Annotated in this window: 12 protein-coding genes; 11 read left to right on the forward strand and 1 reads right to left on the reverse strand. The window is 68.3% G+C overall.

Going from position 1 to position 14711, the window contains the following annotated elements; all coding sequences use genetic code 11:
• Positions 1 to 23: 23 nt before the first annotated feature.
• Entirely contained in the window at positions 24 to 2465 is a 2442-nt protein-coding gene (locus tag ACTJI2_RS09170) for a penicillin-binding protein 1A (RefSeq protein WP_440841894.1), read from the reverse strand.
• A 217-nt stretch (positions 2466 to 2682) separates the two neighbouring features.
• Between ACTJI2_RS09170 and ACTJI2_RS09175 the strand changes: the two genes are divergently transcribed.
• From ACTJI2_RS09175 to ACTJI2_RS09225, 11 genes are all read left to right on the forward strand, one after another.
• Positions 2683 to 3741 carry a pilus assembly protein PilM gene (locus ACTJI2_RS09175; RefSeq protein ID WP_343205581.1) on the forward strand — a complete coding sequence of 353 codons (1059 nt, stop codon included), beginning with the start codon at positions 2683 to 2685 and terminating at the stop codon, positions 3739 to 3741.
• Positions 3741 to 4544 (forward strand): PilN domain-containing protein, encoded by an 804-nt coding sequence (locus tag ACTJI2_RS09180; protein ID WP_192197281.1) that lies wholly within the window; start codon positions 3741 to 3743, stop codon positions 4542 to 4544. The genes ACTJI2_RS09175 and ACTJI2_RS09180 overlap by 1 nt, the downstream gene beginning before the upstream one ends.
• Positions 4541 to 5206 carry a type 4a pilus biogenesis protein PilO gene (locus ACTJI2_RS09185; protein ID WP_141453983.1) on the forward strand — a complete coding sequence of 222 codons (666 nt, stop codon included), beginning with the start codon at positions 4541 to 4543 and terminating at the stop codon, positions 5204 to 5206. Before ACTJI2_RS09180 ends, ACTJI2_RS09185 begins: the two co-directional genes overlap by 4 nt.
• Positions 5207 to 5211: 5 nt before the next feature.
• Positions 5212 to 5739 carry a pilus assembly protein PilP gene (locus ACTJI2_RS09190; protein ID WP_183644325.1) on the forward strand — a complete coding sequence of 176 codons (528 nt, stop codon included), beginning with the start codon at positions 5212 to 5214 and terminating at the stop codon, positions 5737 to 5739.
• Positions 5740 to 5753: 14 nt separating this feature from the next.
• Complete coding sequence (locus ACTJI2_RS09195) at positions 5754 to 7691, forward strand: type IV pilus secretin PilQ (protein WP_440841896.1); 1938 nt, start codon at positions 5754 to 5756, stop codon at positions 7689 to 7691.
• Positions 7692 to 7863: 172 nt separating this feature from the next.
• Positions 7864 to 8874: an AAA family ATPase gene (locus ACTJI2_RS09200; protein WP_183644319.1), complete on the forward strand. Its 1011-nt coding sequence runs from the start codon at positions 7864 to 7866 to the stop codon at positions 8872 to 8874.
• Between the two features lie 10 nt (positions 8875 to 8884).
• A complete protein-coding gene (locus tag ACTJI2_RS09205; RefSeq protein ID WP_440841897.1) occupies positions 8885 to 9787 on the forward strand; it encodes a DUF58 domain-containing protein in 903 nt (300 codons plus the stop codon).
• Positions 9787 to 10239, forward strand: coding sequence for a DUF4381 domain-containing protein (locus tag ACTJI2_RS09210; RefSeq protein WP_440841899.1), 453 nt, complete (start codon positions 9787 to 9789; stop codon positions 10237 to 10239). The genes ACTJI2_RS09205 and ACTJI2_RS09210 overlap by 1 nt, the downstream gene beginning before the upstream one ends.
• On the forward strand, positions 10236 to 11258 hold the full coding sequence (locus tag ACTJI2_RS09215; RefSeq protein WP_440841900.1) for a vWA domain-containing protein: 1023 nt from the start codon (positions 10236 to 10238) through the stop codon (positions 11256 to 11258). Before ACTJI2_RS09210 ends, ACTJI2_RS09215 begins: the two co-directional genes overlap by 4 nt.
• Positions 11237 to 13012: a vWA domain-containing protein gene (locus ACTJI2_RS09220; protein ID WP_440842042.1), complete on the forward strand. Its 1776-nt coding sequence runs from the start codon at positions 11237 to 11239 to the stop codon at positions 13010 to 13012. Before ACTJI2_RS09215 ends, ACTJI2_RS09220 begins: the two co-directional genes overlap by 22 nt.
• Entirely contained in the window at positions 13009 to 14667 is a 1659-nt protein-coding gene (locus tag ACTJI2_RS09225) for a BatD family protein (RefSeq protein ID WP_440841902.1), read from the forward strand. Before ACTJI2_RS09220 ends, ACTJI2_RS09225 begins: the two co-directional genes overlap by 4 nt.
• Positions 14668 to 14711 lie beyond the last annotated feature (44 nt).

A 14711-nucleotide genomic window follows, 5' to 3' on the forward strand; every position in this document is an offset into this window, starting at 1 on the left:
CACCGATCCGGCCGCAAGCGGCGTCAGAAGATGTCGAAGGCTTCCTCGTCCGGCACCGCGTCTTCCGGACCGAAGTCGTCGAACTGCTCGATGCGTTCCAGGTCCTCGGCCTTCACCCATTCCGTCGCGCCGTTGGTGGTGACCTGGACCATGCCGGCCGGCGGGTCGTTCGCGGCGATCGGCTTGTCCTTCAGCGCGACCCGCATGTAGTCGATCCAGATCGGCAGCGCGGCCTTGCCGCCATATTCGCGGTAACCCAGCGAGCGGAAGTCGTCGCGACCCACCCAGACCGTGGTGACGTAGGTGCCGCCGAAGCCGGAGAACCAGGCGTCGCGGTGGTCGTTGGTGGAGCCGGTCTTGCCGCCGACATCTTCGCGTCCCAGGGTCTTGGCCGCGGTGCCGGTGCCGCGCTGGACCACGTCGCGCATCATCGAGACCAGCTGGTAGGCCGTGCGCTCGTCGATGGCGCGCGGCGCGGCCACCGTGTCGGCCGTCTGGATCGGCGGTTTGGCGGGCGCGGGCGCGGGCGTGGCCGGCTTGACCGGCGCGGGCTTGGGTGCGGACGCCTGCTGGGGCCCGAAATTGAAACCGTCGACCACGTCGTTGGCGGGCGCGGCCGCGTTGCCCAGCGAGGTGCCGCCGCAGCCGCGGCAGGCGACCGCCGGCTTTTCCTTGAACAGCACGTTGCCTTCGCGGTCCTTGACCTCGTCGATGAACCAGGGCGTGACCCGCGACCCCCCGTTGGCGAACACCGCGTAGCCGCGCGCCACCGACATCGGAGTCAGCGAGGAGGTGCCCAGCGACATCGACAGGTTGGGCGGCAGTTCGGCTTCCTCGAAGCCGAACTGGCTGATGTACTTGCGCGCGAAGTCCACGCCGATGGCGTCGAGCAGGCGCACCGACACCAGGTTGCGCGATTGCACCAGCGCCTCGCGCAGGCGCATCGGGCCGCGGAATCCGCCACCATCGTTCTGCGGGCGCCACATGTGGCCGCGGCGATCGCGGAACACCACCGGCGCGTCGAGCACGATCGAAGCCGGGTTGAAGCCCTTCTCGAAGGCCGCCGCGTACAGGAACGGCTTGAAGCTGGAACCCGGCTGGCGGCGTGCCTGGGTAGCGCGGTTGAACTTGTTGCCGGCGAAGCTGTAGCCGCCGATCAGCGCGCGCAGCGCGCCGGTGTCGGCGTCCAGTGATACCAGCGCGGCCTGCGCACGGGGCACCTGGTCGACGATATAGCTGCCTTCGGTCTTGCCGGCCTTCAGCCGGACCAGGTCGCCGCGCTTGAACAGCTTGCCGGGCGCCTTGCCGGTCCACTGGCTGGCCGACGGCGGCAACACCACTTCGCTGGCGTCGGACAGGACCACGGTGGCGCTGCCGTCGGCGGCGGTGGCGGCGACGATGGCCGGGCGCATGCCGCCCTGCGGCGGTATCCCGGACAGTTGCCCGGCCAGCGCCTTGGCATCGGCGTCGGCGGCGACATCGAAATGGCGCTCCACGCCGTTCCATCCGTGGCGACGGTCGTACAACTGCAGGCCCTCGCGCACCGCCTGGTCGGCGGCGGCCTGCAGGGTCGCGTCGATGGTGGTGGTGACGTGATAGCCCTTGGTCAGGACGTCGCCGCCGAAGCGGGCGATCATTTCCTGGCGGACCATCTCGGCGACGTAGGGCGCGTAGACCTCCACCGGGCGTTCGTGCGGCGTCGCGTGCATCGGTTCGGCCTTGGCTTCCGCCGCCTGCGCCGGGGTGATGTAGCGGTCCTCGAGCATCCGGTTGATGACGTAAACGCTGCGCTGGTGATTGCGCACCGGGTTGCTGATCGGGTTGCCGCTGGAGGGAAACTTCAGCGCGCTGACCAGCGTCGCGGTCTCTGCCAGGGTCAACTGGTCAAGCGATTTTCCGTAGTAGTACTCGGCGGCCGCGGCCACGCCGTAGGAGCGGTTTCCGAAGAAGCTCTTGTTGAGATAGAGCTCGAGGATCTCGTCCTTGCTCAGCATCTTTTCGATGCGCATCGCCAGCATCATTTCGACGAGCTTGCGCGTGTAGCTGTATTCGGAGCTGAGGAACCACTGCCGGGCGACCTGCTGGGTGATGGTGCTGCCACCGGCGACGCGTCCTTCCTTGCGGCTGAGGATCTGCCAGACCGCGCGGCTGACGCCGGTCAGGTCCACGCCGTTGTGCTTGTAGAAATCCGAGTCCTCGGCCGCGATGAAGGCGCGCTTGACCGGCTCGGGGACATCCTTGATCGACACCGGATAGCGGCGGGTCTCGCCAAACAGGCCGATCAGCCGGCCATCGCTGGCATAGACGTAGAGGGGTTCCTGCAGCTCGACGCTGCGGAGGGACTGGATGTCCGGAACCTTGGCCGAAACCACGTAATAGAGGATGCCGATGGCGGCCAGGCCGGCGAGGGTCAGGGCCAGGCCGGCGAACAGGGCCCAGCGGAAGAGGCGGCGGAAACGGGGCATCCAGAGGGATCCGATTGCAGAATTCTCAAGGGCAGAGTATAGATGACGGCTGGGGTTGCCACCGGCGATCCTAGGGGGAACAGTAACTTGGGTGACAACCTTCGTGAACCGTGACAAGCCGCACAGCCACGAAAACTCAGGTTGCCAAGCGTAAAGAGTTGGTTATTAATGTGGCCGGTAGAAGTACCGTCCAGTGCCCGTCGGAAGGGGAAAGACCGTGGGGCTAATCCCAAGAAGCCAGGCGCCGCTGGTCGGCGTCGATATCAGTTCGACCGCGGTCAAGCTCCTGCAGCTTTCCCGCGTGGGTAACCGTTACCGCGTGGAACACTACGCGGTCGAACCGTTGCCGCCCAATGCCGTGGTGGAGAAGAACATCGTCGAGGTCGAGGCCGTCGGCGAGGCCATCCGGCGCGCGGTGACGCGGGCGGGAACCAAGGTCAAGCACGCCGCCGCCGCGGTGGCCGGCTCGGCCGTCATCACCAAGATCATCCCGATGCCCGCCGACCTGGACGAGAGTGATCTCGAGGCCCAGGTCGAGCTGGAGGCGGTCAACTACATCCCGTACCCGATCGAGGAAGTGAACCTCGACTTCGAGGTGCTCGGCCCGATGCCCAACAATCCCGAGATGGTGCAGGTGCTGCTGGCGGCCTCGCGCTCGGAGAACGTCGAGCTTCGCCAGTCGGCGCTGGAACTCGGGGGGCTGACCGCCAGGGTGATGGACGTGGAGGCCTTCGCGGTCGAGAACGCCTTCGCGCTGATCGCCGACGAACTGCCGATTCCGCAGGACGGCGTGGTGGCGCTGGTCGACATCGGCGCGACCATGACCACCCTGAACGTCCTGCGTCGCGGCCGCAGCCTGTACAGCCGCGAACAGGTGTTCGGCGGCAAGCAGCTGACCGACGAGGTGATGCGCCGCTACGGACTCACCTACGAGGAAGCCGGCCTGGCCAAGCGCCAGGGTGGGCTCCCCGAAAGCTACGAAGTCGAAGTGCTGGAACCGTTCAAGGAAGCCACGGTGCAGCAGATCAGCCGTCTGTTGCAGTTCTTCTACGCCGGCAGCGAATTCAACCGGGTCGACCAGATCGTGCTGGCCGGCGGTTGCGCCGCGCTGTCCGGCCTGCCGGAAATGGTGGAAGAGCAACTCGGCGTGCCGACGGTGGTGGCCAATCCGCTCTCGCAGATGACCCTCGGGCCGCGTGTCCAGGCCCATGCGCTGGCCCAGGATGCTCCGGCGCTGATGATTGCCACCGGGTTGGCGCTGAGGAGCTTCGACTGATGGCAAGAATCAACCTACTCCCGTGGCGTGCCGAACGGCGCGCGCAGCGGCAGCGAGATTTCTACGCCATGCTGGGCCTCGCCGCGCTGGGCGGCGTGCTGCTGTCATTCCTGCTCTGGTTCCATTACGACCGCCAGATCAGCGGCCAGATGGTGCGCAATGATTTCCTGACCGGCGAGATCCAGAAGGTCGAATCCCAGATCAAGGAAATCGAGGCGCTGGACAAGCAGAAGGACCGCCTGCTGGCGCGCAAGAAGGTGATCGAGCAGCTGCAGGCCAACCGGTCGCAGATGGTCCACCTGTTCGATTCGCTGGTGCGCACCATCCCCGATGGCGTCGCGTTGTCGAACATCAAGCAGGAAGGCGAGGTCCTGACCCTGGAAGGACGCGCGCAGTCCAACGCCCGGGTCAGCGAATACATGCGCAACCTGGAAGGCTCCGGCTGGATGACCAAGCCCGACCTGGCGATCATCGAAGCCAAGGCGGAGGATGCCAAGGCGTTGACCGGCGGGATCAGCAGTTCGCTGCCCTACGTATTCAACCTGCAGGTGCGGCTGGCCAACCCGAATGCCCCGGAAGGCAAGGACGGCCAGACTGCGGAAAGCGCAGCGCTGTCCGAAGCCAGTGCGGTCGAAGCACCCTCCGCCGCCGCCGCGCCGGCCACCCCGGCGGCTCCCGGCGACGGGCAGGCACCGGCCGCCGCTCCCGCGCCCGCCTCGCAACCGGCGGCGCCAGCCACCACTCCGGCCGCTCCCTCGACTCCGGCCCAGACGCCCGCCAACAGCCCGGGGAATGCGTCATGAGCCAGAAAAAGACATCGCTCAAGAATCTCGACATCAACAACATCGGCGCCTGGCCGCAGAACGCCAAGATCGGTTTCTGCGTGATCGTCGGCCTGTTCATCGTGGTGATGGCCTATCTGCTGGTGATCAAGGGCAAGCGCCAGGATCTCGTGCAACTGGAACGCCAGGAGAGCACGCTGCGTAGTGACTTCGAGGACAAGCAGGGGCGTGCTGCCAACCTGGGCCCGCTGAAGCAGCAACTGGCGCAGATGGAGCAGGTGCTGCAGCAGATGCTGCGCCAGTTGCCCAGCAAGACCGAGATGCCGGACCTGATCATCGACATCTCGCAGACGGCGCTGTCCAGCGGCCTGTCCAACGAGCTGTTCCAGCCCGGACCGGAGACGCCTAAGGAGTTCTACGCCGAGAAGCCGATCGCCCTGCGCATGGTCGGCAGCTACCACCAGTTCGGTGCCTTCGTCAGCGGCGTGGCTTCGCTGCCGCGCGTGGTCATCCTGACCATGCACGACATCTCGCTCAAGCCCAAGGAGGGCAAGGGCGCCATCACCAGCCGCGGCGCGCTTGAACTGTCGGGTACGGTGAAAACCTATCGTTACCTCGACGAGAAGGAAATCGAGGACCAGGAGAAGGCCGCCGCCGATGCGGCAAAGGCTGGGAAGAAGTGAAGAACATGCACTCCGCTTTCCGCCCCTTGTTCCTGGCTTGCCTGATGGTGTTGCTGGCGGGCTGCGCGCGTGGCGTCACCAGTACGCCGGGTGATGCGCCCAACCTGGAGAAGTGGGTGGCGGACGTACGCGCCCGTCCCGCGCCTCCGCTGGATCCGCTGCCGGTCATGCAGCAGTTCGAAACCTTCGAATATGCCGCGCAGAGCCTGCGTGATCCATTCAGCAATGCCTGGAGCAACGTGGACAACGGGGGCCTGCGGCCCGACCCGAATCGCCGCAAGGAAACCCTCGAGCAGTATCCGCTGGACAGCCTGGACATGGTGGGGACCATCGGCAAAGGACCGGGCCTGATTGCCCTGGTAATGGCGCCGGACAAGGTGACTTACCGGATCCGGCCGGGCAATTACATGGGCCAGAGCGATGGTCGCGTCACCGCGGTACGCGAGGACGGCATCGAAATGGTCGAACTGGTGCCGGATGGCGCTGGCGGCTGGCTGGAACGGCCCGCTTCGGTTGCGCTTGAAGATCAATGATTGGGGGAAACACGATGACCGCTTCAAACGCTAATGGCCTGCGGCCGATCCGGCGCCTGGCTTCGCTCAGGATCCAGGGCCTGGGTTTCGCCATCGGCCTGCTGGTCGCCACGGGCGCTGCCGGCGCGGCCAATCCGGTACCCCAGGCGACCGCGCCAGCCACGGCACCGGCCGCCACGCCGGCAGGGCAGGTCGCCATCACCAATATCGACTTCCGCCGCGGCGACGACGGCGCGGGCAGGCTGGTGGTCAAGTTCGATCGGGCCGGCGCGGCCCCCGATCTGCGCAACCTGGGCTCCTCGGTGGTGGTGGACGTCGGCAATGCCGAGATTCCCGCCACCTTGCAGCGCGGCCTGAACGTGGTCGACTTCGCCACCCCGGTGCAGCGGGTTGACGCCCGCCCGAGTGGCAAGGGTACCCAGCTGGTGCTCAGCACCCAGGGCGCCTTCGAATCACTGGCCTACCAGACCGGCAACGAATACGTGGTGGAAATCGCCCCGCGGGCGGACAAGCCGGCTATGGGAGCGCCAGGCGGTACGGCGGCGGGTACGGTCGCCAGCGCGGCGGCCAAGGTGGCGGCCACGCAGAACGCCCGCGCCTACGGGGGACGCCCGGTGACGTTCAATTTCCAGGATGTGCCGGTCCGCACGGTCCTGCAGCTGATCGCCGAGGAATCCAACCTCAACATCGTCGCTTCCGACACCGTGCAGGGCAATGTGACCCTGCGACTGGTCAACGTGCCCTGGGACCAGGCGCTGGACATCGTCCTGCGCGCCAAGGGCCTGGACAAGCGGCGCGATGGCGGCGTGATGTGGGTGGCCCCGCAGCCGGAACTGGCCAAGTTCGAGCAGGACAAGGAAGACGCGCGCATCGCGATCGAGAATCGCGAGGACCTGGTCACGGACTACATCCAGATCAATTACCACAACGCCGCGGCGATCTTCAAAGCCATCACCGAAGCCAAGGGCATCGGCAACAGCAGCGGTGGCTCCGGCGGCAGCGGCCCGGGCGGTCAACAGGAAAACAGCTTCCTGTCGCCGCGCGGGCGCATCGTTGCCGACGAGCGCACCAACACGCTGATGATCAACGACATCCCGAAGAAGATCGCGCAGATGCGCGAACTCATCAGCGTGATCGATCGCCCGGTCGACCAGGTGCTGATCGAAGGCCGCATCGTGATCGCCACCGACAGCTTTGCCCGCGATCTGGGCGCGCGATTCGGCATCGGTGGACGCCGCAGCTACAACAACGGCGACAACACCGGCACGATCGGCAGCGGCTTGCCGGATGCGGGGACGTCGCCGGCCAATCGCGGCCTCAACGTCAACCTGCCGGCGAAGACCTATACCCTGGGGACGCCCGCGTCCATCGCCTACACGCTGCTGGGCCGCAACTTCAACCTGGACATCGAACTGCAGGCGCTGCAGGAAGAGGGCCGTGGCGAAGTGATTTCGAACCCCCGCCTGGTCACCACCAACCAGCGTGAAGCGGTCATCAAGCAGGGCCGCGAGGTCGGCTACCTGACCGTCACCGGCGGCGGCACCGGCGTGCTGACGCCCACCGTGCAGTTCAAGGAAGCCGTGCTGGAACTGAAGGTCGTGCCGACCATCACCAGCGACAATCGCGTGTTCCTGTCGCTGAACGTGAAGAAGGACGAAGTGCTGCGATTCATCGAGATGGGCGACTTCGGTTCGGTGCCGGAAATCGCCAAGCGCGAGATCAACACCGCAGTGCTGGTCGACGATGGCCAGACCGTGGTCATCGGCGGCGTCTACGAGTTCACCGATCGCACCAGCATCGCCAAGGTGCCGTTCCTGGGCGACATCCCTTTCCTGGGCAACCTGTTCAAGAAGAAGGGACGCAACAAGGAAAAGGCGGAGCTGCTGATCTTCGTCACCCCGAAGGTCCTTCGGGTAGCACCGCAGCAGGCGCTGTCGCGCGCGGCCAACTGAGAAGCACGCGCAATCCGCCATCGGAATGACGACGGGGGCTTCGGCCCCCGTCCGCGTTTCCGGGACGGTGGGGACCACGTGCACGCGGGCTAAACCGATGGATGGGGCTGGCTGAACCAATCCATCTTTCCTTGGGTCACAATGGCCCTCCGATTCCGCACAGCCGCTCCCGATGGAAAATTCCGCTTCCGCGCCGCTTCCGCCGCCCGAGCAGGGGCGCCTGCATGCCGCGTTCACCGCGCTGAGACAGGACCTGTCGGACACCATCGTCGGCCAGGCCGCGCTCATCGAGCGCCTGCTGATCGCGCTGCTCGCGGACGGGCATCTGCTGGTCGAGGGCGCGCCGGGCCTGGCCAAGACCACGGCGGTCCGGGCGCTGGCGGGCCGGCTGGAGGCGGACTTCGCCCGGGTCCAGTTCACCCCGGACCTCCTGCCCGCCGATCTGACCGGCACTGAGGTGTGGCGTCCCCAGGACGGCCGTTTCGAATTCCAGCCGGGACCGATCTTCCACCCGTTGCTGCTGGCCGACGAGATCAACCGCGCACCGGCCAAGGTGCAGTCGGCGTTGCTGGAGGCCATGGGCGAGCGCCAGGTCACGGTCGGCCGGCACACCTATCCGTTGCCGGCGCTGTTCCTGGTGATGGCGACCCAGAACCCGATCGAACAGGAAGGCACCTTCCCGCTGCCGGAAGCCCAGCTCGATCGTTTCCTGATGCACGTGCGCATCGGTTATCCCGAGGCTTCCGCGGAAGCGGAAATCCTGCGTCTGGCGCGCGAGCGCGCGCAGCAGACCCTGAAACCGGTGCCGGCCACACTGACCCGGATGCCGCAGGAAGACGTGTTCGCCGCGCGCAAGGCGGTGCTGGACCTGCATGTGGCGCCGCAACTCGAGCGCTACCTGATCGAACTCGTGCTCGCATCGCGCGATGCCGCGCGTTACGACCCGAAACTGGCGCGGCGCATCGCATGGGGCGCGAGCCCGCGGGGTTCCATCGCGCTGGAACGCTGCGCGCGCGCCCGTGCCTGGCTGGCCGGACGCGACTACGTGACGCCGGAGGACGTGCGCGCGATCGCCCCGGACGTGCTGCGCCATCGCGTGTTGCCCAGCTACGAAGCCACCGCCGAAGGCTGGGATGGCGATCGCCTGGTCGCGGCGCTGCTCGACATCGTGCCGTTGCCCTGAGGGAACCGGCATGGCGATCAACGGCGACGGCATCGCCCCGACCCTGGCCGAACTGGTCGCGTTGCGCGCCACCGCGCAGCGACGCAAGCCGGCGCGCCACGGTCGGCATTCGATCACCGGGCCGGCAGCGTCGACCCTGCGCGGAAGGGGGATGGAATACGCCGAATCGCGCGAGTACGTGCCCGGCGATGACGTGCGCCACATCGACTGGCGATTGACCGCGCGCAGCGGGCGGACCCATACCAAGCTGTTCCAGGCCGAACGCGAACGACTGACGCTGATCGTAGCCGATACCTCGCCGCTGCTGTATTTCGGCACCCGGGTACGCTTCAAATCCACCCAGGCCGCGCGCGCCGGCGCGGTGGCGGCCTGGAGCGCGATACGCGACGGTGATCGCGTCGCGGCGCTGCGCGGTACCGCCGCCGAGCCGCCGGTGCCGCCGGCGTCCGGAACGCGGGGAGCGCTGCGCGTGCTGGATGCGCTGGTGCGCTGGTACGAGCGTCCGCCCACGGACGATCAGGGACTGGCGGTGGCGCTGGATCATGCCGCGCGCCTGCTGCGGCCCGGCTCACGGATGATCGTGCTGGCCGATCCGCACAGTGTCGCGGCCATTCCGCAGAGTGACTGGCCGCGTTGGGCCGCGCATCACGAGATCAGCGTGGTGATGCTGTTCGATGCGCTGGAGGCCTCGCCGCCGGCGTCCGCGCTTCCGTTCCAGACCGGTGGAAGCCGGGTGGAACTCGATCTGGCCGACGCCGCCCAGCGACAACGCTGGCAGCGGTTCTTCTCGGAACCCATGCAGGCCGCGGTGCGCGGCTTGCCGCTGCGCGGGGTGCGGGCCTACGCCCTGCGTGGTGATGCGCCAAGTGAATCCTGGCTGCCCGCGGGCGCACCGACACCGCAGGTGGCCTGATGAAGCCGGCCGATCTGGTCTTGCGCGATGTCCATCTGCCGCCCGCGCCGGCCTGGTGGCCGCTGGCGCCCGGTTGGTGGTTGCTGGCGGGATTGCTGGCGGTGGTGGTCCTGTTTTTCGTGGCGCGCCATTGGCGTCGAAGCCGGCGCCAGCGCCAGTGGCTGCGCTGGTTCGACGAGAGCGGACTGGGCGACGCACCGGCCGCGCAGGTGGCGGCGATGTCCGATCTGCTGCGTCGTGCGGCGCGCGAGGCCGATTCCAGCGCGACACGCCTGTCGGGCGAAGCCTGGTTGCGGTTCCTCGATGGCGACACCGCGGGAGCGTTCTCGCAGGGGGAGGGCCGCCTGTTGCTGGATGGCGGCTATCGACGGGAAGTCGACGCCGATGCGGTCGCGCGCCTGCGTGGACTGGCGCGTGCGCGTTTCCTGCAATTGATGGCGGGCAAGCGATGATCGGCGACTGGCCGCTGCTGCAGGCCTTGCGCGATGCGTACGCCGGATTCGCGTGGCCGTGGATGTGGCTGGCGTTTCCGCTTCCGTGGCTGATGCGCTGGTTGCTGCCGCCGGTCCGGAGCACCTCGGCGGCGCTGCGTGTTCCCTATGGTGGAAACCTGCAGGCCATCGCGGCGACGCATGGATTCCTGGGCAAGCGCCGGGTGGCGGCGCTGGCCTGGCTGACCTGGTTCCTGCTGTGCGCGGCGGCGGCCCGGCCGCAGACTTTCGGCGAGGTCGTCACGCCGCCGCAAAGCGGACGTGACCTGATGCTGGCCGTGGACCTGTCCGGCAGCATGAGCGAGGCCGACATGGAGCTCGGCGGCAGTGTCGTGGATCGGCTGACGGCCGCCAAGGCGGTGCTCGCGGACTTCCTCGACCGCCGCGCCGGCGATCGGGTGGGCCTGCTCGTGTTCGGGCAGCGCGCCTACGCGCTCACTCCGCTGACGATGGATCGGCAGAGCGTGCGCGAGCAATTGCGCGACAGCGTGGTGGGACTGGCCGGCAGGGAAACCGCGGTGGGCGATGCGATCGGCCTGGCGGTCAAGCGATTGGCGGCGCAGGAGAAAGGGCAGCGCGTACTGATCCTGCTGACCGATGGCGTGAACACCGCCGGCATGCTGCAGCCGTTGAAGGCGGCCGAACTCGCGGCGCAGGCGCGCGTGCGCGTGCACACCATCGCCTTTGGCGGCAGCGGCATGACTTCGTTCTTCGGCATGGCGGTGCCGTTACCGGGAGCTGGCGGAGAGGAGATCGACGAGGACACCTTGCGGCGCATCGCCAAGCAGACCGGCGGGCGCTTCTTCCGCGCACGCGATATCGAGCAGCTGGCGAGCATCTATGCGGAGCTGGACCGCCTGGAACCGGTGGAACTGCCCGGTGAACAGGTGCGTCCGCGCGTCGAACGCTATCCGCTGCCGCTGGCGGCGGCGCTGTGCGTGGGATTGCTCGCCTTCGCATTGCCGCGGAGGCACGCATGACGACATGGATGGAATCGCTGCATTTCCTGCGTCCGCATTTGCTGTGGTTGTTGCTGCTGGCGCCGCTGATCGGCGCGGGTTGGCGGCTGCGCCAACGGCGGGCGAATGTCTGGCGGCAGGCGGTGGATGCGCACCTGCTGCCGCACCTGCTTGCTGGCGCGGGACGCGCCGGCTGGGTCGCGCCGATCCTGCTGGCGCTGGGTTTCGCGATGGCGATAGTGGCGTTGGCCGGACCGAGCTGGCGCCAGGGCGAACAGCCATTGTGGGAACAACGCGCTCCGCTGGTGATCGCCCTGGATCTGTCCAGCGCCAGTGAAGCCGCCGATCTGCCGCCGTCTCGCCTGTTGCAGGCGCGCGGCAAGCTGGCCACGTTGCTGCGCCAGCGCCAAGGCGGGCAGGTGGCGCTGGTGGCGTACGCGGGCGATGCGTTCACGGTGGCGCCGTTGACCGAAGACGCGGACAACGTCGCGTTGTTCCTCGACGCGCTGTCTCCCGACGTCATGCCGGCCGATGGGCAGCGGATGGATCGTGCGATTGATGGGGCGGCGCGGCTGCTGAAGCAGGCGGGTTTCGACCGCGGCGAGATCCTGCTGATGGCGGATCATGCGGACGCGGCCGCGCTCGAAGCGGCGGCCCGGGCGTCCCGGCAGGGCTATCGTGTTTCCGTGCTGGGCTTGGGCAGCGAAGCCGGAGCGGCCTATCGCGCGCGCGACGGTGCGCTGGCCCGGACACGGCTGGATACGGCGTCGTTGCGCCAGCTCGCGCAGCGCGGAGGCGGACGTTTCGAGGTACTGGCGCGCGAGAGTACGGATCTGGAAGCGCTGGGCGTGTTGGCGCCGGACAGCATCGACGCCGCCAGTCCATCCGGTGCGCGCGGCAAGGCGTGGCTGGACGAGGGCTACTGGCTGTTGCCTCCGTTGATGCTGCTGATGCTGCTCGCCTTCCGTCGCGGCGCCGCATTGATGCTGCTCGCCGGTTGTTCGTTGCTGTGGGCACAGCCTTCGCAGGCCGCCGACGGCAACTGGTGGCGCCGTGCGGATCAGCAGCAGCACGCGCGGATGGAGCAAGGTGTGCAGGCCTATCGCAAGGGCGACTTCGCCGCGGCGGAACAGGCGTTCGCCGGTCAGGACAATGCCGAAGCGCAGTACAACCTCGGCAACGCGCTGGCCAAGCAGGGCCGCTACGACGAGGCCATCGGCGCCTACGACAGGGCGTTGCAGCGGCAGCCGGACATGCAGGATGCGATTGCCAACCGCCGCGCGGTCGAACAGGCACGGCAGCGCCAACAAGGGCAGGGACAGGGACAGCAGGGCAAGAATTCCACCGATCGCGGCGCCGGCAACGCCGGCGCTTCGCCGAATGCTTCGCGCGCGGCGAACAATGCCGCCGCCTCGCAGCAGCAGGGACAGCCACCACCGGCGACACCCGGAAAACCGCCGCAGCCGCAAGCGGATTCGGCGCAATCCCCGGCGCGGACGGCCTCGCAGCCGCCGGATTCACCCGCGAATCCGCAGGCCCAGCAGGCCGCCGACGCGGCCCAGCGCGAGCGCATGCGCCAGGCGCTCGCGCGGCAGCCGGAAAAGCGTGACGGCAATGCTTTGACGGGCCAGGCCGCCGCCGACGAGACGCCCGCCGAACGCGAGCGCCGCCAGGCCCTGCAGGCCTGGTTGAAGCGGGTGCCGGATGATCCGGGCGGATTGCTGAAGGCCAAATTCCAGCTGGAACACGAACGTCGGATGAGGGAAGGGCAATGAAAGCGTGGTGGCGACATCCGATTGGCGTGTTGATGTGGCTCGTGCTGGCACTGGCCGCATGGCCGGCGCAGGCGCAGGTCGAGGCGCGCCTGGATCGCAACCCGATCGATCTCGGTGACACGGTGGCGCTGACCGTCCAGTCGACGGGCGCGGCGTCGGCGCCGGATCTCACGCCGCTGATGCAGGACTTCGAATTGCTGGACCAGAGCAGCGGCCGCTCGTTCGAAATGATCAACGGCGCCAGCGCTTCGCGGGTGACCTACCAGATCACGCTGCGGCCGCGCCGCGAAGGCAATCTGGTCATTCCCGCCTTGCAGGTCGGAAAACAGCGCACCGCGCCCATCGCGCTGACCGTCCGGCCCGCGCCGCCGGTCGCCACGCGCGCGGGCAATGCCGATGTGTTCCTGGAAACCGAAGTGGACGACGCCACGCCCTATGTCCAGCAGAGCGTGGGGGTGGTGCTGCGCCTGTTCTATGGCGTACCGCTGGTATCCGGCGAACTGGATCTGGACGCGCCGGATGGCGCGGTGCTGCAGAAGATCGGCGACGACGTGCAAGGCAGCCGGGAGATCAACGGCCGTCGCTATAACCTGATCGAAAGGCGCTTCCTGCTGGTGCCCGAGCGCAGTGGCACCGTGACCCTGCCGGCGCCCCGGTTCAACGGGCGCGGCGCGGGTGGCTGGTTCGACGATCTGGTCGGCAACGGGCGGCGTGAGTTGCGGGTTGCCGGTGCGCCGCGCGCACTGGTGGTGCGCGCGCAGCCACCGGGGGCGCCGCAACCCTGGCTGCCGCTGCGGGATCTGCGCGTGCGCTATGTCGGCGCGCCCACGGCGGTGCGGGTGGGCGAGGCGGCGACGCTGGTCGTGGAAGGTGTTGCCGAGGGCGCCACGCGGGCGCAGCTTCCGGAGATGCCGGTGCCATCGGTGCCCGGCGCGCAGGTATTCGCCGAACCGATTCAATATGACGAGACCTTCACTGACGGCACGTCGCAGGTGAAGTGGACCCAGCGCTATGCGGTGGTGCCGGATCGCCCGGGACGCCTGATGGTGTCGGGGCTGGGAATTCCCTGGTGGGACGTGGCGGCCAGCGCGGCGAAAACGGCCCGGTTGCCGGATCTGCCGTTGCAGGTCGCCGCCGGCGCGCCCGCCCCTGCGGCCACCGTGCCCGGTGCCGCGCCCACCACGCTGATCGGCCCGGCGGGGGACGGCCGCGTGCTCGCGGGCGATGGCGTCTGGCCATGGCTGGCGGTGGCGTTCGCGGTGCTCTGGCTGATCACCCTGGTATGGGCGCTCCAGCGCCGGCGTGCTCCCGCGACGGCGCCGGCGCATGACGGCGCCGCTCGCACGGCGCCGGCGCCTCGCCATGCGTTGCCGGATCTCAAGCGTGCGCTGGATACCGGCAGCCTGGACGAGGTGGGCGAAGTGCTGCGCGGCATGGCCAGCCCGCCCGCGGCGGATCTGGACGAACTCGTGCGGCGCCTGCAACCGCCCGCGCAACGCGATGCGGTGGAACAATTGCGGCGGGCCCGATGGGCCGATGGCGACGGCAGTGCCGCCCGCGGCGCGCTGAGAACGGCATTCACCGACGGTCCCCGCTGGCATGAGGAGGTGACACCGCCGCGGGCGCCGTTGCCGCCGTTGTATCCACCGGCCTGAGCGGACTGACGCAGGCGCACAACGGCCGGCCCGGGCAGGTTTGC

Source organism: Pseudoxanthomonas sp. 22568 (genome assembly GCF_052044485.1).
GTDB lineage: Bacteria > Pseudomonadota > Gammaproteobacteria > Xanthomonadales > Xanthomonadaceae > Pseudoxanthomonas_A > Pseudoxanthomonas_A beigongshangi.